This is a genomic window from Paenibacillus sp. yr247 (assembly GCF_900103825.1).
Lineage (GTDB): Bacteria > Bacillota > Bacilli > Paenibacillales > NBRC-103111 > Paenibacillus_E.
This window is the reverse complement of the sequence record NZ_FNIF01000004.1, coordinates 29,285-54,031: the sequence shown is the minus strand read 5'-3', so window position 1 is coordinate 54,031 and position 24,747 is coordinate 29,285. Positions and strand designations below refer to the sequence as shown.

Annotated in this window: 29 protein-coding genes, 1 pseudogene and 1 riboswitch; of the genes and pseudogenes, 28 read left to right on the top strand and 2 right to left on the bottom strand. The window is 41.3% G+C overall.

Going from position 1 to position 24,747, the window contains the following annotated elements; genetic code table 11:
* The first annotated feature begins 20 nt into the window (after positions 1 to 20).
* From BLT91_RS10980 to BLT91_RS10940, 10 genes and pseudogenes are all read left to right on the top strand, one after another.
* Entirely contained in the window at positions 21 to 440 is a 420-nt protein-coding gene (locus tag BLT91_RS10980; RefSeq protein ID WP_090820703.1) for a GNAT family N-acetyltransferase, read from the top strand.
* A 195-nt stretch (positions 441 to 635) separates the two neighbouring features.
* Complete coding sequence (locus BLT91_RS10975; RefSeq protein ID WP_090820701.1) at positions 636 to 1,085, top strand: DUF441 domain-containing protein; 450 nt, start codon at positions 636 to 638, stop codon at positions 1,083 to 1,085.
* A 313-nt stretch (positions 1,086 to 1,398) separates the two neighbouring features.
* Positions 1,399 to 1,608, top strand: coding sequence for a hypothetical protein (locus BLT91_RS10970; protein WP_175532240.1), 210 nt, complete (start codon positions 1,399 to 1,401; stop codon positions 1,606 to 1,608).
* Positions 1,609 to 1,682: 74 nt separating this feature from the next.
* Positions 1,683 to 1,820, top strand: a riboswitch (cyclic di-AMP (ydaO/yuaA leader).
* An 87-nt stretch (positions 1,821 to 1,907) separates the two neighbouring features.
* Entirely contained in the window at positions 1,908 to 2,291 is a 384-nt protein-coding gene (locus BLT91_RS10965) for a hypothetical protein (RefSeq protein ID WP_090820697.1), read from the top strand.
* Positions 2,292 to 2,794: 503 nt separating this feature from the next.
* On the top strand, positions 2,795 to 3,832 hold the full coding sequence (locus BLT91_RS10960) for a phosphotransferase (RefSeq protein ID WP_090820695.1): 1,038 nt from the start codon (positions 2,795 to 2,797) through the stop codon (positions 3,830 to 3,832).
* Entirely contained in the window at positions 3,832 to 3,993 is a 162-nt protein-coding gene (locus tag BLT91_RS31500; protein ID WP_175532239.1) for a hypothetical protein, read from the top strand. Before BLT91_RS10960 ends, BLT91_RS31500 begins: the two co-directional genes overlap by 1 nt.
* A gap of 284 nt (positions 3,994 to 4,277) precedes the next feature.
* Complete coding sequence (locus tag BLT91_RS10955; protein WP_090820693.1) at positions 4,278 to 4,733, top strand: MarR family winged helix-turn-helix transcriptional regulator; 456 nt, start codon at positions 4,278 to 4,280, stop codon at positions 4,731 to 4,733.
* A gap of 14 nt (positions 4,734 to 4,747) precedes the next feature.
* Entirely contained in the window at positions 4,748 to 5,515 is a 768-nt protein-coding gene (locus BLT91_RS10950) for a pirin family protein (protein WP_090820690.1), read from the top strand.
* A 25-nt stretch (positions 5,516 to 5,540) separates the two neighbouring features.
* Positions 5,541 to 6,197 (top strand): annotated as a pseudogene (locus BLT91_RS10945) (amino acid permease); the annotation flags it as partial.
* A gap of 130 nt (positions 6,198 to 6,327) precedes the next feature.
* Positions 6,328 to 7,245, top strand: coding sequence for an aldo/keto reductase (locus BLT91_RS10940; protein ID WP_090820688.1), 918 nt, complete (start codon positions 6,328 to 6,330; stop codon positions 7,243 to 7,245).
* A 268-nt stretch (positions 7,246 to 7,513) separates the two neighbouring features.
* On the opposite strand, the gene BLT91_RS10935 is transcribed toward BLT91_RS10940, so the two are convergent.
* Complete coding sequence (locus BLT91_RS10935; protein ID WP_090820686.1) at positions 7,514 to 7,993, bottom strand: hypothetical protein; 480 nt, start codon at positions 7,991 to 7,993, stop codon at positions 7,514 to 7,516.
* A gap of 282 nt (positions 7,994 to 8,275) precedes the next feature.
* Between BLT91_RS10935 and BLT91_RS10930 the strand changes: the two genes are divergently transcribed.
* The 11 genes from BLT91_RS10930 to BLT91_RS10885 all read left to right on the top strand — a co-directional run bounded on the left by BLT91_RS10930 (position 8,276) and on the right by BLT91_RS10885 (position 17,393).
* Entirely contained in the window at positions 8,276 to 9,391 is a 1,116-nt protein-coding gene (locus BLT91_RS10930; protein ID WP_217635206.1) for a phosphotransferase, read from the top strand.
* A 213-nt stretch (positions 9,392 to 9,604) separates the two neighbouring features.
* The gene (locus tag BLT91_RS10925) at positions 9,605 to 10,378 is read left to right on the top strand and encodes a class I SAM-dependent DNA methyltransferase (protein WP_090820684.1); all 774 of its coding nucleotides are present in this window, start codon (positions 9,605 to 9,607) and stop codon (positions 10,376 to 10,378) included.
* A 28-nt stretch (positions 10,379 to 10,406) separates the two neighbouring features.
* The gene (locus BLT91_RS10920) at positions 10,407 to 11,456 is read left to right on the top strand and encodes a hypothetical protein (protein ID WP_090820682.1); all 1,050 of its coding nucleotides are present in this window, start codon (positions 10,407 to 10,409) and stop codon (positions 11,454 to 11,456) included.
* A gap of 494 nt (positions 11,457 to 11,950) precedes the next feature.
* Positions 11,951 to 12,430 carry an RNA polymerase sigma factor gene (locus tag BLT91_RS10915; RefSeq protein WP_090820680.1) on the top strand — a complete coding sequence of 160 codons (480 nt, stop codon included), beginning with the start codon at positions 11,951 to 11,953 and terminating at the stop codon, positions 12,428 to 12,430.
* The gene (locus tag BLT91_RS10910) at positions 12,427 to 13,656 is read left to right on the top strand and encodes a hypothetical protein (protein ID WP_090820678.1); all 1,230 of its coding nucleotides are present in this window, start codon (positions 12,427 to 12,429) and stop codon (positions 13,654 to 13,656) included. The genes BLT91_RS10915 and BLT91_RS10910 overlap by 4 nt, the downstream gene beginning before the upstream one ends.
* A gap of 194 nt (positions 13,657 to 13,850) precedes the next feature.
* Positions 13,851 to 14,879 (top strand): phosphotransferase enzyme family protein, encoded by a 1,029-nt coding sequence (locus tag BLT91_RS10905; protein ID WP_254776889.1) that lies wholly within the window; start codon positions 13,851 to 13,853, stop codon positions 14,877 to 14,879.
* A 107-nt stretch (positions 14,880 to 14,986) separates the two neighbouring features.
* A complete protein-coding gene (locus BLT91_RS33505; RefSeq protein WP_302847487.1) occupies positions 14,987 to 15,121 on the top strand; it encodes a hypothetical protein in 135 nt (44 codons plus the stop codon).
* 25 nt (positions 15,122 to 15,146) lie between these two features.
* A complete protein-coding gene (locus BLT91_RS10900; RefSeq protein ID WP_090820676.1) occupies positions 15,147 to 15,329 on the top strand; it encodes a hypothetical protein in 183 nt (60 codons plus the stop codon).
* Between the two features lie 82 nt (positions 15,330 to 15,411).
* A complete protein-coding gene (locus tag BLT91_RS10895) occupies positions 15,412 to 15,711 on the top strand; it encodes a hypothetical protein (protein ID WP_090820674.1) in 300 nt (99 codons plus the stop codon).
* 164 nt (positions 15,712 to 15,875) lie between these two features.
* Entirely contained in the window at positions 15,876 to 16,793 is a 918-nt protein-coding gene (locus BLT91_RS10890; RefSeq protein ID WP_175532238.1) for an alpha/beta fold hydrolase, read from the top strand.
* Between the two features lie 87 nt (positions 16,794 to 16,880).
* Positions 16,881 to 17,393: a GNAT family N-acetyltransferase gene (locus BLT91_RS10885; RefSeq protein ID WP_090820669.1), complete on the top strand. Its 513-nt coding sequence runs from the start codon at positions 16,881 to 16,883 to the stop codon at positions 17,391 to 17,393.
* Between the two features lie 431 nt (positions 17,394 to 17,824).
* Here BLT91_RS10885 and BLT91_RS10880 read toward each other — a convergent pair whose 3' ends face one another.
* Complete coding sequence (locus BLT91_RS10880) at positions 17,825 to 18,340, bottom strand: hypothetical protein (protein ID WP_090820667.1); 516 nt, start codon at positions 18,338 to 18,340, stop codon at positions 17,825 to 17,827.
* 509 nt (positions 18,341 to 18,849) lie between these two features.
* Here BLT91_RS10880 and BLT91_RS10875 point away from each other — a divergent pair.
* The 7 genes from BLT91_RS10875 (at position 18,850) to BLT91_RS31495 (ending at position 24,743) form a co-directional block, all read left to right on the top strand.
* Positions 18,850 to 19,353 carry an AAA family ATPase gene (locus BLT91_RS10875; protein ID WP_090820665.1) on the top strand — a complete coding sequence of 168 codons (504 nt, stop codon included), beginning with the start codon at positions 18,850 to 18,852 and terminating at the stop codon, positions 19,351 to 19,353.
* 147 nt (positions 19,354 to 19,500) lie between these two features.
* Complete coding sequence (locus BLT91_RS10870) at positions 19,501 to 19,971, top strand: GNAT family N-acetyltransferase (RefSeq protein ID WP_254776910.1); 471 nt, start codon at positions 19,501 to 19,503, stop codon at positions 19,969 to 19,971.
* 105 nt (positions 19,972 to 20,076) lie between these two features.
* Positions 20,077 to 20,358 carry a hypothetical protein gene (locus tag BLT91_RS10865; protein WP_090820661.1) on the top strand — a complete coding sequence of 94 codons (282 nt, stop codon included), beginning with the start codon at positions 20,077 to 20,079 and terminating at the stop codon, positions 20,356 to 20,358.
* A gap of 109 nt (positions 20,359 to 20,467) precedes the next feature.
* Positions 20,468 to 21,616: a Gfo/Idh/MocA family protein gene (locus tag BLT91_RS10860; RefSeq protein ID WP_254776888.1), complete on the top strand. Its 1,149-nt coding sequence runs from the start codon at positions 20,468 to 20,470 to the stop codon at positions 21,614 to 21,616.
* Positions 21,617 to 21,666: 50 nt separating this feature from the next.
* Positions 21,667 to 22,425, top strand: coding sequence for a sugar phosphate isomerase/epimerase family protein (locus BLT91_RS10855; RefSeq protein ID WP_175532237.1), 759 nt, complete (start codon positions 21,667 to 21,669; stop codon positions 22,423 to 22,425).
* Between the two features lie 229 nt (positions 22,426 to 22,654).
* Positions 22,655 to 24,373 carry a methionine--tRNA ligase gene (gene metG / locus BLT91_RS10850; RefSeq protein ID WP_302847486.1) on the top strand — a complete coding sequence of 573 codons (1,719 nt, stop codon included), beginning with the start codon at positions 22,655 to 22,657 and terminating at the stop codon, positions 24,371 to 24,373.
* 208 nt (positions 24,374 to 24,581) lie between these two features.
* On the top strand, positions 24,582 to 24,743 hold the full coding sequence (locus BLT91_RS31495) for a hypothetical protein (protein WP_175532236.1): 162 nt from the start codon (positions 24,582 to 24,584) through the stop codon (positions 24,741 to 24,743).
* Positions 24,744 to 24,747 lie beyond the last annotated feature (4 nt).

The following is a 24,747-nucleotide window of genomic DNA, read 5'->3' as shown; positions in this document are numbered from 1 at the left end:
AAAGGCCGTGGGCACGGAACATTCCTACAATTGAAGAGTCCGAAATAAGTATCCGACAATCTAGACTACAATTTTTAGAACGCACCGATCTAAGATTACTCCTTATTCTGAAGGAAACAGGTCAATTAATAGGTAGCAGCGGTTTACATCGAATTGATTGGCAATCGCGTAAATTTGAAATTGGATATTGGGTGCGTACATCTTTTGGCAATCAAGGATATATTACTGAAGCAGTAGAAGCTATTACAAACTATGCTGTACATGAGTTACAAGCTAATCGTATTGAAATCCGATGTGATGGACGCAATGCACGAAGTTCACGAATTGCCGAACGCCTGGGATTCACATTAGAAGGAATTCTACGAAATGAAAAGTGTGATTCAGATGGTTCATTGAGAGATACAGTGGTATTTTCTAAAGTTCGCGGTGTGGAGTTTTAATGATTTCTCCAACCCTTTAAACAGAACTTTTGAGGAGCAAAAGTGGAGGAGTTGCTTTGAAGCGGTACCTTTTTGATTTCCGTTGAAGTAACGGTAAGGCCAGACCCCAGGGAATGTGATATTGATATCGTGAAACGATAAGATTTATAATTAAACTATTCAGCCCACTACAAAGCGAGAAGGAGGTTGGCCGGTTTGCCTCAGCTAGATATGCCATCGGTCATGCTGATTCTGCTGGCTTTGCTTGGTGTCATCAGCCGCAACAATTCAATTACGATTGCTGCCGTCGTGCTTTTGCTTATTCGAGTCATCAAGTTGGACCAAGCCTTCCCGTGGATTGAGAAGAATGGACTTTCACTTGGCATCATTATCTTGACGATTGGCATTCTATCGCCTCTAGCCAGCGGCTCGATCAGCTTCAAGGAGCTTTACCAATCCTTCCTGCATTGGAAATCAATCGCCGCCATCGCCGTTGGCGTGTTGGTAGCGTATCTAGGCGGACGCGGTGCTCATTTGATGTCCGGCAACCCTACGGTAGTGACAAGTCTCGTCATTGGGACGATTATAGGCGTGGCCTTTCTAAAAGGTGTGCCTGTTGGGCCTTTGATCGCTGCCGGAATTTTATCGCTGCTGATTGGGAAATGACAGCTAAGCCTTATGTGCAATTAAACAAGTATTTATGGATTTGAGAAAAACGTCAAGAATAACTTTAATTCCAAGGGGGCGGTCGTGAGGCTGCCCCCTTCGCTGTGTTAACGGTCAGGATTGTTGAGGATAGGTAACCGTCATTATGAATATTAAGGGGGGGGGCTGTTTTCGATGATTTCGAGTTGACCGCCACCTAAACGTCCGTTTCGTCCATAAGCATGATCGATAACCATGCTTCACCATTCCCGCAGAACATTCGGAACGGGACTGTAAGACGCTTTTGGATCCAGCTATAACACTAATTGAAGCAATGCAACAAGAAGAAAACTCAACTATTTTCGTAGCGGAAGACACTAATAAATTAGTCAGATACATGGACGTTATTGGTGGGATTGCAAATAGAAATAAGCATTCTGCATACCTTGTTAGAATTTTCGGGGCAAGAAATTGCAGTAAAATTGAAATATTAATTGAAAATAGCCAGACGTGGATCAATAAACTTGTGGCAGTGCAAGACTAATGACATAGAAAATATAAGTAAATATTACTATTGTTTCTAAATATGTATTGAGGTAAATTAATAAAATAAGAATGAATCATACTACGCTTAATTCTTTGGATTAAAGAAGCGGGGGAACCAAGTTTTCTGGGGTGAGTACACTTTTTTTTGTGTTAGGGTTAACTTTCAACCCGAATCCGTCAGCTAACTTCGTCAGCGTAGAAAGAAAATGATAGAAACATTAAATGGGACCTTACTAATTTAGGACTCTATTCCCTCGCTTCCTTTTTTCGTTCAAGAGAAAAAAGGAGGAATTAGACATGCTTCTTAAAAGAGTAACCGAAGAGGTAAAGAAGCTTTTTCAATTGAAAAGATCAAAAGCTTCTTTACAACGTCAAGAAGAGATTCTTCACTTAAAACGACGGTTGGAAGAATACGACATTCAATTTTCGAATTTGGCCTATCGGCCATGCGTCGAAACACAGACATTAATGGAAATAAGCATAACGGTCGCACAAAACAATGAGTTGCTAAACCAACTAAGTTCAGAAAAGGAATTAGCGGTTCAACAATTACTAGCCAATCAAGTCGGCATTTCCCCAAAAATCATGAAGGAACATCACAAATTTATCGTAACCATGGCTCATATTTTTGGTGGTCCATATCCTTGCCTCAGAAAGTACATCAGAAGCAGTATTACATGAGCCTCGTTGATGTAAGGCTGCTTCTATATATTTTTCGGGTGCTACTTCTCCATTAAGCCCGTCATAACCTACTTTTTTGATCGTATGTTATGGAAGTCCTTCATTTCTTTATTTGCGTCCTAATTTTGAGAGCAGCAGGAGCCTTCTTGATGAAGGTTCCTCTTTTTATTGCAGGATAAAATCAGCTATTTAAGGAATTAAATGGTTCACTTCTTGGAGTTCAGATACGAGGGAAAAGCCAGGGGGGAAATGTTGAGGCAGGGGAACCTTTGGATGTGGCTGAAAACTTAAGCTCAATAAAGAACCAAAACAAGGCTGCCGGTGGTTCGGTGGCCTTTTCTCACCTAACGGACAGTTTAATGAAATAAGTTCCGTCACTATTTCGACAATCGCATTCGAAAACGTGGTACAGCTACAAAATCAAGAGAGATAATGTAAAGAAGGAGAAGTGCTAGAATTTCGAGAAATTGAAAGTAAAATAAATATTTTAAGGAGTGAAAAGTTTGGAAGTTAAATATCGTATCGAAGATAACATACTTTTGATTAACCTTAATAAAGAATACGGGATTCAAATTGAAAGCATTCATTTCATTCCATTGGGAGATTCAGCTTACTCTTATTGGGTGAATTGTGCGAACGGAGATCGCTATTATCTGAAATTATTTGACCATCAAAATGATCGACAAATTAAGAGTATTGAGCTACTTCAATACTATTTACCTTTAACTTGGCAAATGTACCATCAAGGACTCTTTCGAAATATCACATATCCGATAAAAAATCAGAATGGCTTGTTTCAAACAACGTTCAATGATATTACTACGGTATTGTTTAACTTTATTGAAGGAGAGACATTGGCAGAAGCATACCCTTTCTCAAAGGAGATTTTAGAAGATATTGCTAAATCAGTGGCTACAATCCAGCGGATTACCCCCTTTATAGACAATACCATGCTCTTGGTAGACACATTTGATATTTCCTTTGACGCTGATCTTAAGAAATGTAATTCGGTGCTTGAAAGTACTGTAACATTTGAGAACAACATTAAACAGGCTTTACGTGAGCATATTTTGCCAAAGAAAGAGGAAATCCTTGACTTATTGAATCTCCTTCGTAAACTTCGGAGCGTTGCAATAACAAATAAAAAAGAAATGGTGTTGTGTCATGGTGATATCTGGGGAGGAAATTTAATTCGGCATGAAAACGAGTTGTATTTTATTGATTGGGAGTCAGCGATTATTGCGCCGCCAGAATTTGATTTGGTTGGCTATATAGGTGAGGAGTTCGATGTTTTCTTCTCCTCTTATGAAAAGCATTTAGGTCGATCTGTGACGGTTAATCTTGAATTATTTCGGTTCTACTCATATCGCCACCATCTTCGGAATCTAACCAACTGGTTAATGAATATTCTCTATCGAAACACTGAAGAAGCCCAGAATGAAAATGATTTGGAAATGATTCTTTGTCATTGTATGAATCGTTGGGATAGTATTGAACCAAAGGTGAGAACTGTGGATGCAATATTGCAGAGTAGAAAATAATGAATGAATTAATAAAAGAAGGATTTATTCTTGCTTACTTCTCTGAAATTAAAAATAACGATCCTGAGTCATTGCCTGGCAGTTGGGGACATTTTACAGATATAGCGCCACCTTGGATTGAATTTATCTGGTACTACTATCCAAAAATTTTAAATAAATAGAAATAAATTAACTGAGGGTTAATAGTTCAATGAGCAGTTTTATGGTGTTTATTAATTATGTATCATCAGGCCAACAAAACCTCGAGGGTATTGTCCTTGAGGTTTTTTTATTGTATTTTTACATAGAAAAACGATACAGGTAATGAGCAACTTAACCACTAATTTGGGTTGCTTTTTTTAGTTGACAATTATATAGCCTAATGCTAAGATTGTTTTATCCTAGTTATAGGATAAATGGTGTTAGGGTAAAAGGGTATCAAGTTGAAGTAAAAGGAGGCTTGTGAATGTATCAAGGAGATGAACAAAGTCAGATTGATTTAAGACTTTTTCGCATCTGGCTAAAAGCTAGCAAAATAATTTTTGATAATGTCAGCAAAGATATAGAAAGACATGGAATTAGTACTGAGAATTTTATGATTCTGGAACTTCTTTATAATAAAGGACCTCAAACTGTTCAAAAAATCAGTGAGAAATTGTCTATTCCTAGCGGGAGCATTACTTACTTTGTTGATAAGCTTGAAAAGAAAGAATATGTAAAAAGAGAACCAAGCCCCACAGACCGTAGAGCTTCAATTGTAGTTCTTGCTGACAAAGGTCAATGTTTATTTGATGAAATCTTTCCTAAACACGTAGAAGTAATATCCAAAAATGTATCTTCTCTAAGTAATGAGGAAAAAGTACAGTTGATGAATCTACTCAAAACGCTTGGGCTTGGTGCAAGCGCAAGCGATCTTAAATAAAGGAGGCATCTTAGATGAATGCGAATATTATACCACCGAAGGATCAAGCAACAGGTGAATTTGATGGCGGGAAAATAAAAGAACAAAAACCTATTGGATTTTCAGGTGAAGGTGCATCTATAGTTAGACTTGGCCCACTATTTTACTGGGCCTGGGCTCAAGCAGAATCGAAGTCAGGTCTTGGGCTTCATCCGCATCAAGGTTTCGAAATTATGTCATATGGATTATCAGGGCAAAGCACTCATAAAGATACGCTTGGTACGGTAAGTCATCTAAGTGCGGGTGATGTTCAACTTATGCAGACGGGTTCAGGGATTTCACATGCTGAAGGAGTAGAGGCAGGTTTCGAGGGGTTTCAAATTTGGTTTGAACCTTACTTGAATGATGCCGTGAAAAAAACTCCGACCTACGATTTATTTAAGAGTGAACAATTCCCAGTTGATATCCAAGATGGAATCAAGATCAAGACGATTTTAGGTACTAATTCTCCCGTTCATCTGGTGACTGATGCTCAAATGGTTGATGTTGAGATTGCCAAAGGAGCGACATTTACCTATAAATTATTACAACATCGAACGCTTGCTGGACTTGCGATAAGAGGAGATGGCTCTTTCTCTTCCATAGGAAAGGATGTAAGCACATTTTTTCATAAAGACTTTCTGATTTTTCAGTCTGAAAATGAGGAAGAAATCAGCTTCCAAGCAAATGGAGAGACGTTGCGTATTGTTTTCATTGAAGTTCCATCTTTTGTAGAATACCCATTGTATCCAAAACGCAAATAACTAGAAAATATACTCAAAGAAATGTATGGCTGCCGGCTTCTCCTTCCAAGGAACAGAACTCGTGGGTATTGCAGCAGGAGAGTTTGAAAATCCTCGGAAGAACGTACCTCGCGCGATCCGATGTGTTTTCTGGAGAAGTTCTATACATCTTGGCTATTTTCGTTGTTGGGTATGCTGATTCCGTATTCCACAGATGCTTTGGCTAGCGACAGCTTAGCGGCAAGTCCGTTTACGATTATTTTCGAAAAAGCAGGTTTAAGCATTGCTGCTTCTGTGATGAATGCCGCTAAGCTCGGTTCTATCCGCAGGTAACTCAGGTATGTACGCTTCCACTCGAATACTGTGGGTGTTGGTGAAAGAAGGCAAAGCGCCTAAATTGTTTTCTAAAATAAATAAAAGAGGGATTCCAGTCCACGCCTTGCTCGCGACAGCTGCACTCGGAATGCTTACTTTCCTTGCTTCCTTCTTTGGCGATGGTCAAGTGTACATTTGGCTGTTGAATGCGTCTGGTATGCCTGGATTCATCGCATGGCTAGGTATTGCGATTAGCCAATACCGTTTCCGTAAAGTCTACGTTGCACAAGGGCGTAAAATATCTGATCTTCCATACTGCTCCAAATGGTTCCCGTTCGGGCCGATTTTGGCAGGCTTAATGTGTATGATTGTCATTATTGGCCAAAGCATCAGCACGTTCTCGGATGGTCATTTTCATAAGCAATTCTTGAAAAGTACTATGCTAATGTGTGACAATGATAATGATAGATAATTTGAACTAAAAGAGTGAAGAGCCTTGAAGGAGGATGCGCAACGTTATGAGAACCATGAAGCTTGGTACCAGCATTTTAGAAGTTCCGGTTATAGCGGTAGGCTGTATGAGAATTAATTCGTTGGACAAGATCGAGGCTGAGCGCTTCGTCCAGGCAGCGCTGGATGAAGGGGCCAATTTCTTTGACCATGCGGATATTTACGGCGGAGGTAACTGTGAAGAAATATTCTCGGATGCCATCCATATGAACGATGATATTCGCGAGAAAATCATCCTGCAATCCAAGTGCGGCATTCGGAAGGGTATGTTTGACTTCTCCAAAGAACATATTTTGGAATCAGTGGACGGCATTCTGAAGCGGCTAAAAACCGATTATTTGGACATTCTACTTTTGCATCGCCCGGATGCTCTAGTAGAACCGGAAGAGGTCGCCGAGGCTTTTGATCTTCTTGAAAGAACCGGAAAAGTTAGGCACTTCGGAGTTTCCAATCAAACTCCTCTGCAAATTCAACTATTGAAGAAATCGGTCAAGCAGCCGCTTGTAGCCAATCAATTACAATTAAGCATCACCAACTCCACGATGATCTCGAATGGCATGAATGTGAATATGCTTAATGATTCCGCAGTGAACCGGGACGGCAGTGTGCTTGATTACTGCAGACTGAACGATATCACGATTCAGCCTTGGTCGCCTTTCCAATATGGATTCTTCGAAGGCGTATTCCTCGGAAACGATAAGTTCCCAGAGTTGAATCAGAAGATCGATGAAATCGCGGCAAAATATGAAGTGAACAATACGACTATAGCCATTGCATGGATTCTACGCCACCCAGCACGGATGCAACCGGTTACCGGTACAATGAATGTAAATCGATTAATCGATTGCTGTAAAGCAGGCGATGTTCATCTGACACGCCAGGAATGGTATGAGATTTATCGTGCAGCAGGCAATGTGCTTCCATAAACGATAATTCAACCCACCACGACTGCACAAAAAGAAACCTCTGGACATTGAAAAGCCAGAGGTTTCTTTTTAGTTGTAAACAATGGAGTGTTGTATTTTGAAATTATTTTTTTTGTTAGCTATATTGATAATGCACATAAAGGTAAACTGCTGTTGCGTACCATGGAATCGTCCCGTTTAACAGTGGTTATGGACAGTGCCAACTTGTTCCGACCCAATGAGTTGTATAGGATGTCAGCCATTTACATGTAACGAAAATGATTGTAAATCATGCTGGCAAAGAAGGAAAGTTTTTGATTTTTATAAAGTGAATCTGTAATGAGCCGAAAAATGCTTTTCCTTGGTTGTAATGAAGTTCACATTTGTACCCATATGCATGTGATATGGATTGCAGCGCTTTAAACCCTGGGAGCGCTCTGACCAAAGATGTAATCTGTTGAATGACATGGTTTGGCAATTTCATAAACATCGTCGTTGCATTAATGCCATCGACAACGGATATAAAACTAGGAAACGCTGATCTCTTGAAATGTGAGTGATTGACACTGTCCTCAGCAATCTGTAATATCTCTTTGTTCAGACGATTTAGGTTTATGGTAATATTTTTGTAAAAGTAGATACCAAATCCGATTTTGTTAGTCAAGGGGTTTAAACGTTTTTTCCATTTCAACACTTTTGCTTCCAGATAAGTCTCCAACTGTTCACTTAATGTATTCCAGTAAAATCGAGATGCGAAAAATTTTCTCATGATATTGCTCCTTCTTTTAACTTGTTACGTAATTAAGACGTTGGAACTATGATCATCGTTCATTTAAAAGGAAACTGTCATTTATAGAGGCTTATTTTGAATCGTAAAGCTATTGTCTTATTTTATCTGATGGACCTGTTTATTATAAAATACAAAGCGTGTCATGGAAACTGGTGATAGAACTATAGGAAACAAAGTGAGAGCGAATGGATGTTATGAAATCACTAAAATGGTTTGGACATGCAACAATTATAAATAATATTTGTGGGAGGTTCTACTCAGATGAATCAAGTGAAGACGTGGTTAGAGCAAAATAAAAAGTCGATTCAATGGCTTGCTGACGAGATTGGAGCGAGCCATTCATTGATGGAGTATATCCTTAACGGAGAACATGACTTATTGCCGGATCAAATGGTTCAAATCGCGCGAGTAATGGGCATCACATTGGAGGAATTAACTGCTGAAGCGGATTCAGACAAAAACACTTCGCAGATAAACACAAGCAGGATGCATGCCAACGAGGTGGAGATTGACGCATCTCTCGTGAAGCGGTTACTCGCTGCACAATTTCCGCAATGGGCAGAGTTACCGCTCAAACGAGTCAATTCAAGCGGGACGGACAACGTAATTTTTCGGCTCGGGGAGGATATGGCCGTGCGAATGCCTCGCATCGAATCGGCCACTGGACAGGCTGAGATGGAACAGTTGTGGCTGCCAAGACTTGCCCCGCACCTACCTCTTGCCATTCCTGCCCCACTCGCGATTGGGGTGCCTGACAAGGGCTATCCTTGGCAATGGGCTGTGTATCGGTGGTTCAAAGGCGAGGACGCGATAGTCGGTCGCATCGACGATCTAGGCCAAGCAGCGACCGTGATGGGTCAATTCGTAGCCGCCATGCAGCGGATCGATCTCGGCGATGTTACGCCCCCAGCATCTTCCCGAGGCATGTCGCTTGCACCGAGAGATATCGGCGTTCGCAAAGCAATCGCAGAACTGCAGGAGATGATCGATCAAGATATGGCAACCTTAGCTTGGGAAGCAGCCCTTAAGGCGCCAGAGTGGCAAGGGCCGGCAGTCTGGATTCACGGAGACATTCATGCAGGGAACTTGCTTATCGAACAAGGGCGGATAAGTACCGTTATCGACTTTGGATGTATGGGTTTGGGCGATCCCGCATGGGACATGCTGTTTGCATGGAGCATCCTCACCGCAGAAACACGGGAAATATTCCGTGCAGCGCTGCAGCCTGATGACGCAACCTGGGCTCGTGGACGCGGCTATGCGCTGTCAATGGGATTGTTTGCACTCCCTTACTACAAGGACACCAACCCAATGTTCGCCGGCGTCGCAAGATGCATAATAGATGAAGTTCTCACCGATTACAGGAACGGTGTATGAGAGCGACTTAGGAAATGAAATTACATAATTTCCTTGAGAGGAATTGATTCCAAACCGGATTATACTATAAGCTTTGGTCATTTTTCAAACACTTAGTAAGACTTTAATTGGAGTTAATTGAGGTTTTATTACGCTAACGGAAAAAATAATTTAAAAGGCATATTTACAAGTTTGAAGAATTAATACAAAATACAAATGATTGGAGTGAGAGGCATGAATGATTCGGTTCTAAAGTTTTATGATGAACTGGCAAAAGAATATCATCTTTTATTTGTTGATTGGAATCATGCGATCTCATGGCAAGGTGAGGTTCTCAACAAAGTCATCCAATCAAAACTGACTGTTTCTACCACGAATAATATTTCACTTTTGGATTGTTCTTGCGGCATTGGTACACAAGCAATCGGGTTGGCGAAATACGGGTACAATGTAAGTGCGACTGACATAAGTCCCCGTTCCGTAAAAAGAGCCGAAAAAGAAGCAGTAGCTTTCGGAGTTAAAATAGACTTTGGTGTGGCCGATTTTCGCTCGTTGGATAAAGATGTATCGGGATCGTTTGATATAGTTATGTCTGCGGATAATGCGATTCCGCATCTCCTTACAGATGGAGATTTATATAAAGCTTTTCAAAATATCAATACAAAACTTAATCAGAATGGCTTGCTTCTAATTACCATAAGAGACTACGATTCGTTGGTAAAAGAGAAGCCATCAGCCACACAGCCGCGTGTTTTCGATGAGGGTAAGCGGATTGTTTTTCAGGTGTGGGATTGGGCGGGAGGCGGTAAAACTTATACGATAAACCAATTTATCATGCAAGAAATTAACGGTGAATGGAAAACAAAACATAAAAAAACCGAATACAGAGCACTGTTGCGTGAGGATATTAACAAAGCATTAAGTATAACTAGTTTCTCAGATATTGAGTGGCATCTCCCCACGAATACAGGATATTACCAACCTATTGTGACAGCCCGAAAGTTGTAGGACCTTTATCTTCAGGAGGGATGAGGCATTGAACAAACAAAATTTGAAGGAAGCTTTAAACGAAGCCTTACAAGACAAGGAGAACATAATTCTTTCTAATTCCATACTTGGCACAGCTAACGCTGAGGAAATAGTGTCAGAAATAAACAATTTTTGTGAAAATAATCTTGGAAGTGCAACATCCTCGTGTTTGTATTTGGGATTTAGTGTGGGGGCTTCATTTGGACTAGCACTGGAAAACGGAAATAACATATTTTTAAAAGTACATAAACCTACATCAACGAAGACAATAACTGCGATTTCCAAAGAATCTTTAACCGCTATGTCGAGAGTACAAAAATCCCTTGCGGAAAGCGGCTTTCCATGTCCAGCCGTTATATTAGATCCTATGGAGTTAGGTGTTGGAATTGCAACAGTAGACGTATTCGCAACTCCCGGTGAAATCAATGATGCCCACAATCCAGAGATTAGAAGAGCAATAGCTAAAACATTGGTTGAGTTGATCAGAAGAACCGAGCCGCATAAACGTATGCATGATTTAACTAATGGACAATTTTGTTCTAGTAAAACCCTATATCCAATCCCTCATAATGCCTTATTCAACTTTGATAAAAAATCAAAAGATGCTGAATGGATTGATGCAATCGCTGCAAATGCAAAGAAAACAGTCATTCATATAAATGGTCACATTGTGTTAGGACACGTAGATTGGTCACTCAAACATTTTCGATTTGAAAACAATGAGGTAGTAATGATTTATGATTGGGATAGTTTAAAATTAGAAGATGAGCTTAATATATTGGGAATCGCAGCAGCTACTTTTACTACCACATGGGATATCCCTATAAAGATCACGCCATCACAAGAAGAATCGTATCACTTCGTAAAGGAATATGAACTTTTCCGTGGTAAAACATTTTCTATGGAAGAAATGACTAAAATTTCTGCAGCGGCTACTTATTGTTTAGCATACGTTGCACGTTGCGAATATGCACTTGACCCAAAAAATAAAAACTATGAGGGAAGCTTTCGGCACGCTTTACATTCAATGGTAGGAGATAATTATCTCAATTTATAACCAGTAAACTTGGAGTAGGTCCAATCGCTTCTAATGAAACATTCAATGTTAGTTCAATTACATCATTCATGCTGTCTGGGTTTCAGCCCAGCAGTTTTTTTTGTGCTGCTCTAGAACTTTGCAAAACCAGGTATTGGTAAGTATATCTTGAAATATTAATATCTAACATCGTTCAGCGAAAAAGAGCTAGGAATATATTTCATTTTTGAGATGGAATTGATTGCATGTGATTGAAATGCAGATGGCTCAGAGATTTCAGAAGTTCGCGTATAGACCTATTGATGATGTGTTTGTTGATTCACAAGTCGTAAGTTTGACACAAGAAATATTACGTTCATACAGAGGTTCACTACCAAACTCTGGGGCTGTGAAAGGATTGCGCTGTCCAGAAAAAAAAGTTCGCGCCGTGCCCAACACTTTTCCCCGCTCGAACGTTATAAAGGCGAAGGACGAATGGAGATGTAAAGGACAGATCCGGGAAAAGGGGGGCCGCGATGATCGAACAGCTGTACAAGGTGCACTATGCCGAATTGAACCGGTTTGCCAGGTCCATCGCCGGCAACGACAAGGAAGCGGAAGATCTTCTGCAGGAGACGTTCGCCCGGGCTCTGGCCCATTCAGTAACACTCGAGCGTCTGGCGGTGTACGAGCGACGGGCGTGGCTCTATAAGGTGATGAGGAACATACTTTACGACCGCCGTCGGAGAACGAAGTTCGAGACCGCTCTGCCCGAAGGGTACGACCCCTGGACTGACGTCGATTTCCTTGCGGGTCTGAAGACGGAAGAGCTGCTGGAGTGCCTTCCTCCCCAGCTTTGCGAAGTCGTCCGTCAACGCTATATTTTGGGCATGACCGGCAAGCAGATCGCCGATCGGTCAGGTGTCCCCCACCCCACCGTCCGCTATCGTCTTCATACCGCTTTGCGACTTTTGCGCAAAAAGCTAGACCAAGAAAAGGAGGGATTCCCGCTATGAATAAAGTGATTCAAAACGTCAATGTGCTTGACATCACGACGGCAGCAGAACAGGCGCTGGACGGCGTAAGCAAGATCAAGAACGTGAATTTACTGCTGTACAGCAAAGCGACCATCGGCTTGTTGGCAAACGTCGCCCAGAAAAACATCAACGTGCAAGCCGAGATACCGGAAGGCGGCAAGCTGCACATGGTGAACGACCGGTACGAGGTCGGAGCTGCACCTGACGGCGGCAGCCCACTGTATCTTGTGGTCAACGGGACGCTCATCATCCGGCCGGATGCCGATGCCGAATCACTGGAACGCGGCATCGCCGGCATCATCGTCAATGGCACGATTTTTTGCCCGGAAGGTGTGTTCAGCATCGTCCAACAGAAGATCGTGCAGCACAACGGCCGTCTCGCCCTATACATGGATAACGCGCTTCTGATTAGCGATCCGGTCCATATCGACGACCTGTTCCTTCGCACACTACCTTCCGACTCCAGGGTCTCCTTCAGCGGCAAGGCCGTCTTGCTTGACGCCGACGCCGCCCTACTGGAAGAAAAGCTTCGCAATATGGAGTTCACGGGCGAGCTAGTAATCCGCGAGCAGCTGCTGGCCGCGCTGTCAGGCAAGCTCGTAAACGCGCACAAGGCGAAGATCGTGACTATCCCTGCGGATACTTACTATATCGACCGCGACCTGACATTAGATGCGGGCGTGCTGCGGAGACTGCCACATAGACGCATCCATGCGACCGGCCTGCTTCGGTTCGAGCTCGACGTGACGCCGGAACGGCTTGCTGCGGCGGTCGACCGTCTGCACTCTGAAAGAGCGATCCTGTGCCCAGTGGAATTGAAAGACAGCGTGTTGGCCGTAACTGCTGATCCCGCCGTCGAGGTACTGAGCTACGCTGGCAAGCTACGCGTCGTGGAAGGCGAGTATCGCTTAACCCCGAACGAGCTGAAATATTCGCCGGAGCCGCTTTCCTTCATCGTAAACGGGGTGCTGGACATTGCGGCAGAGATCGATCCGCAGCTGCTGTTCGACTCGATCGAATCCATCGTGAATTATGGCGTCATCAGCGGTAACGGCGAGCAGTACGGCGTAGTCCAAACGAAGCTGATCAAGAACGAAGGCGCGTTCGACGTTCGGCGCGACGAAGAGGTTAATGACGAACCAGACGAGGCTTCGGCCAAGGATGATACTGTTTATATCCGCAATGTTAATTATTTGAAGCTGTAATAGGCATCACCACCGCAACGAAGGCCATCGCCCACACCGGCAGCCTTTATTCATTGATGCTGCTGCTCCAATTCAGGCCGTTCGACGTATGGTATATAACGGGCAATAATCACCAAGAAAAGGCAGCCGATTTAGTCAATCGGTTGCCTTAATTCTTTTCTAATAGGCAGGATACTTGAGGAAACAAAACGAATATGTTAGATTCTGTAATTAACATACAAAGAAAGGGAATCCCTTATATGATTGATGAAGCTATAATCGACGTTCTTAGCAAATATGGCATTTTTCATCCTGATATTGAATTTCTAAGACATAGTGAAAATAGGACCTATAAAGTCAGCGATCTAGTCAAAGGGAACTCATACTTGCTTCGCATTCATCAACCAATTACAGGAAATTTGGAAGGATTACAACATACAAATAATGGCTTAATAAGCGAATTACAACTGCTAGAGGAAATAGCTATCCAAACAAAGCTAATAGTTCAACAACCTATTCGTAACTGTTACGGAGACTTCATTACAAAAATAGAGCATGATGGAAAGAATATTAATTGTTCGTTACTTACATGGGTAACCGGAAAGGATATGAAAAAGGAAGATGTACTAGTCGAGGAGTTTGTCACCAAACTTGGGGCAATGATCGCTGAACTTCACAAATTTTTTCGTGAGTATTACAAGTGTGTTAGTTCTAACTCTAGACCTAATCAGGGGATTGAACGGAACGATCAAATGCTATTGCAAATTCAACGCGGTGTTAAGATGGAAATAATTCTTCCTCCAGATTTTCGCATTGTTGAGGAAACGATTCAGTTGATTAACTCTCGCCTCAAAAGTATAGGCAAGGCAGAGGACTCATGGGGCATCATCCACGGTGATTTGAACATGGGTAATGTTATTGTAACTAGTGGAGAAGAAATATGCTTTATTGATTTTGGGTTATTTGGATACGGGTATTATTTATTGGATGTTTCAATGGGGGCTTTAATGGTTCCGGCTGAGTATAGAATACAATTTCTCAAGGGATATTATGGGTTTATAGATGTACCTGAAGATGTTTTTGTTGTACTGGAAGGATTTATGTTGTTGGCTATTTTCGGGTATTACGCTTTTCACATGGAAAATGAAGCTGTTCATCCTTGGATTAGTGAACGGATGCCTTTATTATGTGCTAAACACTGTCTTCCTTTTTTATCTGGGGAACGTATATTTTATAACTTATAAACTACTTTCGTTAAGCTAATCACCTTAAAAAGCCAGACCTTGAATTTTTGTTCATATTCTAAGGTAAACTAAGCATGTTCGCTCAAAAAAATGTGGAGGTGTTCGTAATGCGTCAGGTAAATAAAACAAAGATCGTTGCATCAACTGCAGCCGCAGCAGCAGTCATGGGATCGGTTATTTTTGGCGTTTACAGAGCAAGAAACAGCAACATTCTTGAGCGGATAAAAAACAGATTTACCTAAGAAAAGGGGGCGGGAAACCGCCTCCTTGATACCATTCACTGATTTAGAGCGAAGTGTCATCGGAGAGATCCGTTGGCACTTTTTTTGTTTATTCAGCCAGCTGGTTCTTCTCGTAGATAAAACACCTTCTTGGATTCATATTGTTACTGCGGTATATGGACTTGTTGTAGGTTGGATGTTGTATCGAGAAGAACAGAAAGTATTATAAGCTACAGTCCAAGGTAACAATGTTTAGTATTCTTGTTATTGTTATTTGAGTTTTAGATAAACCGTAGGGAGCGTGCTTTTAAATGGAGTGGTGGTGGCTTGTAGTTACTGCAGTACTTTGGTTAATTGGATTCGGTATCTTGCTAACAGGGTTGCGTTTAACAAAAGAAAACCATGAAAAGAAAGGTGTAATTGAACATTCTGCTGCCTTTCCCTCCTTTGGTAATTTTTCATTACTCGGTTTTATATTTGATATCGTGTCGAGCTTGATATATGGAGTGATTATGAAATATAGTCCTTGGTGGTTGGCGAAAACCTTTCTAATTCTTCTTGCTTGTTTATTTTTTTATTGGGGATTTTTAGCAATAACCAAATTAATATAGCGGTTATCGACTTAGGTACCTTTTCTTGGACTGACTCAAAATTCAGTTATGTTTAATCAAGTTGTGTTCAATAAATGAGATGTATTAAAAATACGGGTTTTTCAGACCACAGGAGGAGGAAAAAAATTTTTAGAAACATATAATTAGACCAGGAGGGGATAAAAGTGAGTGGAAAAATAAACATCCGTGGTAAAAATTTATTTGTAAACTCTTTTGGCAATGAGAATTCGGTTCCATTGTTATACTTACATGGTGGACCTGGCGTAGGTTCTTACGATTTTGAGTTATTTCAAGGACAACGAATCTCAAAAAAACTTCATTTAATTACTTTTGACCAAAGAGGAGTACTTCGCTCCGACCCACTCCAAGAAGATGAAAAATTTGAATTAAATGATCTCGTTGAAGATTGTGAGGCTTTAAGGAAATCATTAGGAATCGACCGTTGGTCCGTTCTTGGGCACTCTTTTGGAGGATATATTGGGTTACTTTATTCAAATACTTATCCTGATTCGATAGATAAACTTATTTTTGAGTCACCGACTTTTGATTTAAGTCTTTCTGCACGATCCTTGATTCGAGGAGCTGCTGGAATTTATTTAAACATTGGGGATGAAGAACGGGCTACTATGTGTTTAAAAGCCGCTGAGAAAGATTATTCTTCACTAGAAGAGTTGTTTAATATATGTTTTAATCAGATTCTTAACAACTTAGGAGATAGGCGTGAGGACCTGTATACTCATGGTCCAGATAAATATTTCTTTGATCGTGTGGTTTCGGAAGCCCCTTTTCCAAAAGAGTGGTGGGGTAAGCAACAAATGTTTCAAAAGAAACTTTATAGTGAAGGAGCAATATACCAATCAATTATGTCAATGCTCCATCAAATAAAATGTCCTGCCTTATTGCTAAAAGGAGTACATGATTATGTCACCTGTGATATCCATGTACAAACTTTCTTGAAAAACGTAAAGTACGGATATCTAAAATTTTTTGAGGATAGCGGTCACATGCCTCGTTTTGAGGAGCCTGAACGATACGCGGAAACGGTTATTCAATTTGTTTTACGGGATAGTTTCGAGCGATAGCACAAGCTTAATCCTAATTAATTTGTTATCATGTTAGGTATTTAGGTAATTATTTGGGTTCATTTTAATGCTTGGGAGGAAAAGGATATGAGTATACCTATTCAAATTCGTCCGATGTCTCAGAACGACGACATTGATTTGATATATAAGGGGTTGTCTGGTCATGACATAAGCAAACCTCGTGATTATGTTAAGAGATGCTGGGAAGAGAACCAAAGTATAAAAAGAGTCACACTCTTAGCGTTTTATGAGAGTGAGTTTGTAGGATGGGGACATGTAGTATATAAATCAAAATATCCTTATTTTGTTGAAAACGGCATACCTGACATTCAAAACTTTGACGTCATTCCGCCATTTAGGAAACGTGGTATAGGAAGTATATTAATTGAGGCTCTAGAAGAAAATGCTTTCGCTAAGTCGAATACTATTGGGATTGGATTTGGGCTATATGCTGACTATGGAACTGCACAAAGGCTTTACATAAAGCGTGGTTTCGTCCCCGATGGTAGAGGAATAATGTACAATAACATGCCTGTCGAACCGGGAAGTCAAGTTCGTGTAGATGATGATTTGGTCTTGTTTCTGACAAAAACGAAATGAAAATAAGGAGTTCTTCTGGAGAGATTGATACCTTTACAAAGTACCAGGGTTTATAAATATCTCCGTAATTCTGGGAAATCCTGTTATTTTTTTTGTGCATCATCCATTCAAACAATGCTTACATTTTTGACATGGTGCTGTGAGAATGAATGATTTCTTTTTGGAGGTGAACCCTTCTCTCTGGTCAATAGGACAAATATAGGTATTAATTATTAAAAAAAATATTAAATTCAAAACAAAACAAAAAGACTGTAATCACCTGAGGGGAAGAGGTGAGAGCAGTCTTCTTTTCTTGTTTAATATACATCAAAATTCACGTCTGAAATCTGACATGGAACCAGAAAGTTGTTACTCAGCAATTTGTATCAATCGTTTTGTAATGCTTCCACCTATAGCCACAGCATCGCGTGTTATGAGGAGTGAAGGGAATATTATGCATGTGTCAAACTTTTTGCTCTTTTCATAATTTGCAGAAAAGCATCGAGATCTTCTTTAGCTAAACCTTCAGGAACTTCTTGTTGTTTCTGTGACTTTAAATTATTTATTTCTTCTCTGAGTTCAATGTTTTCTTGAAGAAGCTCATTATACTTTTGTATTTGTTCATTGGCTAAAATAATTATCTGTTTTAAAGCTTCATTATAAGAAACTGGTACACTTGGAGAATCTGCGGATACATTAGAAACAGTAACAAAGATTTCTCTTTCTTTCTTTACTGGTTTCTGTTTAGAGCGATTTTGCTTAGCCTCAAGTACTTCATTCTCATATTGTTTTCTAAGTTCTTTATTCCATCTAAATCCACAAGCTGATTGTGTCCGATTAATTCTAGAAGCGACTTCTTCAAACGCTGCTAGTTGTGTACTGCCGTTCCTTATGTGAGTCAATACTGTCTTAGCTAATTCTTTGTCATGAACATCATTCCATGAATCTTCGCGTTTTTTATCACTCAAATCTAACACCCACTTTTTAATATATTATTAGAATTCTTACCTGTAATAATAATTTTATTCAAAGTTAAGGAATAAAAGACCCACACATTGTATATAGGTAACTTCGAAATGCTAAGAGAGTGTATTAAAATTACCCCTTTACTTAATTAGTGTTCTTAATTGAAGTCATTATATGACAAGAAAGAATTCAAGCGAATATAGTGCAGAAGCTGCAATCACTAATAGATTTCTAATCCCGACGAAAGACAGGTGGTTGAAATTGAAAAAAATATTAGCACGTGCTCATTATTAATACACGCATTTTCCCTTGAGATAAAGTTAGCTTGTCAGAAAAGGATGATATCAGAAAATTCCATACTGAGTTCCTTTATTCCTAAAAATAATGCTGGATGGCTGCACCTATAGCAAGCTAAACGGGCAGTTATGCTATATTCAAACTTTCACTTTACAATATTAGGTTTTTCTCCTAAGGTAGAAAATAATTCAAAACTTTTCAAAGGGGAAGAACCATGGGCGAAAAAATACCGTTGTTTATAGTGACAGGTGCAAGTGGTGTAGGGAAGACAACAGTTATTAAGGAACTGAGAGGATTATTACCAGAAGTTGATATTTTCGACATTGATTCCATTCATAAATTTGTCGGAGACGACTGGCACAAAATTCAAAATATTTGGCTTCGTGTTGCAAGAAATATAGCCGAAAGTGGACGAATAACTATCATATGCGGAACAATGATGCCTTGGGATGCTGAAAAGTGTGAGGATTATCAATACTTCAAGAATATTTACTATTTGAACTTACATTGTGACGATGAAACCCGTGAATTACGATTACGTGCAAGGAATTGGTCAGAGGATATGATTCAAGAGCATAAATCCTTTGCTAAGTGGTTGCTCGAAAATGCTGACAAAGCATACACACCACCAATGCCGACCGTCGATACTTCTAAAACAGTGGTAAATGAAGTGGCTCTTCAAATAAGTGAATGGGTACGTGGACATATCATCAACTAAGCAAACGGAGAACGATAGCTCCATAATAGATTCGCTTAGGAGGGGGATTTCAGAGCACTTGCTTGCTTGGATTCTAAGGAGGAAGAGATTATGATGGAAAATGAATTATGAATAGACATCAAGCCAGCAGAAGAATCTCAATTGGATATGATTGAAAATATGTTTTCTCCAGATGATATGTCAAACCCTCAGTACCGGCGATTTGAAGTACAACAGAGAGGTGAAGGAGTATATCTAATCGGTTGGTATAATAACACCCCTATTGGTGGCTTCTTGGTACATTGGAGTGGTCCAAATGATGATCATGTTACAAAATATTTGGATATTACCCATAGTGCTATGCTTGAAGGGGGATTGACGATAGATGAATACCGCAGAAAAGGTGTGGCAACTGCTATAATTCAAGAAGCGGAGCGTCTAGCGAAAGAAAAAGGGTGCGCTCATATAGGTTTGTTTGTAGCTAGTACAAATAATCCAGGGTCTAAACAACTGTATGAAAAGTTGGGCTATATAGACTGGGAATATGGCGAGTGTACAGTTAGCTGGGAGTTTATCGAGACGAACGGAAATAAAAGGATTGACTCAGAAAATGTAATTTATATGCGAAAGAGCCTTTAATTAAATTGATTTTATCGGTAACCTGTTTCGCAAAAATAAAATGGCGCTCCAGTTATATGATGTTCCAATACCGATAAAGAAGTTCTCAGCAAATATAATGCAAAGATGTGGAAGGACCTGTACCCGCAGGCGTCCGAGTTCCCAGTCAAACCGTTGGGAGCAACTTGGCAAATTAATATTCCGCAGGATACGGATGCGGCCCTAATCTTCCAGAAGGCTGAGAACTTAATGAAGAAACGCATACCGGAAGCGATTCTGGCCAAGCCGGACAAATTTGACACGATATGGGATAATTTCATGAAAGAACTCGAGCAAGCCGGCGTCCACAAAATGGAAGATCAATTTAACCAATTGCTGCAGGATCGTATTCAGCAGTTTACAAGCTAATACTTTAATGCGGAGTGTCTTATTGCGCTCCGCTTCTGCATTTTGTTTGTTCAAATTTGCGTCAGTTGTACATGGATGGCCATGAATGGCAAGCAGACAACAACTCTGAATGGAATGGGTGAATGTTATGGAGAAGGTGAAAGTAGGCGTCGTCGGATGCGGAATGATCAGCAGTATTTACTTAAAGAACTGCACGCAGGTGTTCAATCATATTATTGAAATAGTCGCTTGTGCCGATCTCCTGCCTGAGCTTGCACGCAAACGGGCAGAAGAATTCGGTGTTCCTACCGTCTGTACGGTGGAAGAGTTACTCGCACATCCAGACATCGACATCGTGCTCAATTTAACTGCTCCAGCAGCTCATGCCCCGTTAAATCTAAAGGCTCTCCACGCAGGGAAGCATGTTTATACAGAGAAGCCTTTTGCTCTAACACGCGAAGATGCGCAGGAAGTGTTGGCTCTGGCCGAATCTAAGGGACTTTTGGTCGGCTGCGCTCCAGATACCTTCATGGGAGCGAGTCTGCAAACATGCCGGAAGCTTATCGATGACGGCTGGATCGGCACGCCTTATGGAGCTAACGCAACCATTATTATGGGGAGTGCCGGAGACGGGATGCATCCTAATTTTCAAAATTTCCTCAAGCTTGGCGGGGACCCGATTATGGACATGGGACCTTATTATTTAACGGCATTAATTAACTTGCTCGGTCCCGTTCGGAGAGTCACAGGTTCCGCTAAGCAGCTTCACGCGGAAATCACGGTTCAGAACCCGAAATCTCCACGCTATGGCGATACCGTTCCGGTGGAAGCGCCTACGAACGTGACTGCCGTACTCGACTTCCACAGCGGCGCGGTAGCGAGTCTGCAGGCCGCCAAGGAAAGCTTCGGCTATAAACCGAGACTTGAGATCTTTGGCACGGAAGGCAATATGACGGTGCCGGATCCCAATTTCTTCGGTCCGGTTCCGGGTCTGGATACGACTGTAAACATTCAATTCCGCAGCGGTCAATCGAAGGAGATTCCACTTACGCACGGCTTTACGGAAGACAGCAGAGGAATTGGCGTAGCCGACATGGCCTACGCGATCCGGTCGGGCCGGGCGAATAGAGCAAGCGGACGGATGGCGGAACATGTTCTGGATATATCTCTTGCTATCTTTGAAGCGTCCGCAGAGGAGCGGCATATTCATCTTCAGACGAATGTCGAGCGTCCCGCTCCACTCCCGCTTGGTTTGAAATTCAACCAGTTGGATACGTAGTTCAACATAATCGATTTATATAAATTACCCATTTGAAAGGAACGATGACCATGCCAACGTTTCCGATTGCTTTCCAGCCTTATACAATCCAAAAACAGTTAGCTGAAGATTATGCAGGATCTCTGGAACGGGTGGCCGCTATAGGTTATCAAGGCGTTGAGATTGGTATGCCTCCGGAAGGCATGAAGATATCCCAGCTGAAAGCGCTTCTCGATCGGCTTGGGCTGCAGGTGATCAACACGTGGGGCGGCTTCAACAGCCTCAATATCGATGCGGAACAAATTTCCGATTATCTGGACGAAGTAGGTGGCAGCTTCATCACGGTTTCCTTGCTTTTCGACGGTACTTTGGATGACGTACTGAACAAGACCCAGCAGATGAACCGAATAGGCGAGGCCTTTCGCAGACGCGGTAAGCAGTTCCTCTATCATAATCATGATTGGGAGTTCAAACGGATCGACGGTGAAGTAATTATGGATATTCTGTTGCGTGAAACTGATCCTGAGCTCGTCAAGATGGAAATCGATACGTACTGGGTCAAACGCGGTGGGGAAGATCCGGCTGACTACTTAAGCAAGCTCCAAAATCGTTGTCCGCTGCTCCATATTAAAGACATGGAAGCTGGCGAGGAGCAATTTTTTGCGGAGATCGGCGAAGGTATTCTGGACTTCACGAAGATTTCGAAGGTGGCGGAAGCAATTGGGACTCAGTGGCTCGTCGTGGAGCAGGATCAAAGCCGTCGAGATCCGTTCGAAAGCTTAGCGATCAGTTACAGGAATTTGCGAAATTTAGACCTCATTAATCGATAACGATGAGTAGGTCATTCCAATGCACTACGATATGTTTGAAGAAGGAGATTATGCTGTCACTTTCCGAAAACTGAAGCATACTATATTGAATTAACGAATAACTTTAGTAGATTAGTCGTGCAACTTCGGTATAATTTTTTTATGGCTGTGTATGGCTTGCCAGGGTATAATCCCTCATGTGGTGACGTACCTGTAGAGGCCGGTCACCGTGAGGGATCGGTAAATTTAGGTGGAAACACGTGAGCGACAGCTTCGTCCTTTTGAGGACGAGAGCTTTTTTTGTTTTCGAAAATATTTGAATAACAAGGAGGAATTAGTAATGGGCATTTTTATTGGTGGAGCGTGGCCCTATGCAAACGGATCACTTCACTTAGGGCGAGTAGCGAGCTTGCTACCTGGTGATGTGATTGCCCGCTATTTTCGGTTAAAGGGAGAAGAGGTGCTTTATGTATCAGGAAGTGATTGTCATGGAACGCCAATTTCAATTCAAGCTAACAAAGAAGGTGTTTCCCCTAAAGTAATTGCCGATAGGTACCATAATGAATTTATGGATTGTTTCCGTAAAATCGGATTTTCCTATGATCTATATACTCGGACGGATAATCCATTCCACCACGAAGTAGTTCAAGAGCTTTTTATTCAACTGCTGGATAATGGTGTCCTGTATAAAAAAGCAGTTGATCAAACCTATTGTGATGGCTGTGAACGCTTTCTGCCGGACCGCTATGTTGAGGGGAACTGTCCAAATTGCGGAAGTGCGGCACGTGGTGATCAATGCGATTCCTGTTCTGCTTTATTGGATCCATTGGAACTTGATAATCGTTCATGTAAGTTATGCAACGGGACTCCATCCTTAAAGTTTTCAGATCATTACTTCTTGGCACTATCGAAATTTCAGAATGAGCTAGAAAACTTTGTTGATCAGGCGGACGGCTGGAGGGAGAACGCCATTGGGCTAACCAAGCGTTATTTGGCAGAAGGGCTGCAAGACCGAGCTGCTACTCGGGATTTAGATTGGGGCGTAGATGTTCCTTTAGAAGGTTTTGAAGGGAAAAAAATTTACGTCTGGGTGGAGGCTGTTAGTGGGTATCTTTCTGCAAGTAAGCAGTGGGCAAATCAGATTGGTGAATCATGGGAGAAGTATTGGACTAAAGAGGGTGTAAAAAAAGCCTATTATATCCATGGTAAGGATAATATCCCTTTTCATACGTTAATATGGCCTGCTATTCTGCTTGGTATTGGAAATCTACACTTGCCAGATCAAATCGTTTCTAGCGAGTTTCTTACTTTAGAAGGTAAAAAATTTTCAACGAGTCGAAACTGGGCAGTATGGGTGCCTTATATATTAGAGAAGTATGAAGCGGATTCTGTGCGTTATTTTTTAATTGCAAATGGACCTGAAAATCGCGATACGGATTTCTCCTGGAGAGAATTTATATACAGCCATAATGGGGAGTTACTTGGTGCATTTGGTAATTTTGTGAATCGAAGCTTGGTATTTATAGAGAAATATTATGAAAGCAAAATCCCAAATGGTGCGATAGATATAAAAATTAAACCACAAATTGAAGAACTGTATATCCTTTGTGGAGACCTTATCGAACATGGTAGGCTGAAAGAAGCGTTAGAGACCGTATTTGCTTTCATTCGAAGCTGTAATAAATATTTTGATGAACAAAAACCCTGGATTCAGATAAAAGAAAATGTGGATTCGTGTAGCAACACTCTTTTTACTTGTGTTCAAATCATTGCGAATTTGTCTATTCTTCTGGAACCTTTTGTACCCTTTTCATGTAAAAAGATTCGAGGTTTGCTAGACTTGTTAGAGCCTTCCTGGGACTATGTTGAGAGCCCATCTGGTAGAAAACTTACGCAAGTTGAAGTATTATTCCAAAGGATTGACGTCAGTCGGATTGAAGAGGAAGTCCAGCTACTAAAAACCCAGTGAAATATTTGGCTCAAAAAGACAGTATTTTCATTTTACAAGCATTTATAGCAAACGGCTAGCTCCAATTTAGTGACGATTATACCGGCTAAACCTTTGGCTTTCGTCTTCATTTTCTTAACACAGCAGCTTTCTGGTGTAAAGTTTGAATAATAAACCGAAGTGATGAAAGATTTAGAAGGATATCCATTGATTATGGTGAATTTTTACATTGCAGCTTGAACTAAACCCGCTGGCAGTTGAAACCATTCGATTTCATTTGAAGGCTAATTCAGGCATAGCAGTGAAACGAGCCCGAATCGCCGCCGACGTTACAATCGGACAATGTAAGATGGGTCAACAAGCAGAGGCATTGGTAACGGTGGTTCATTAATTTT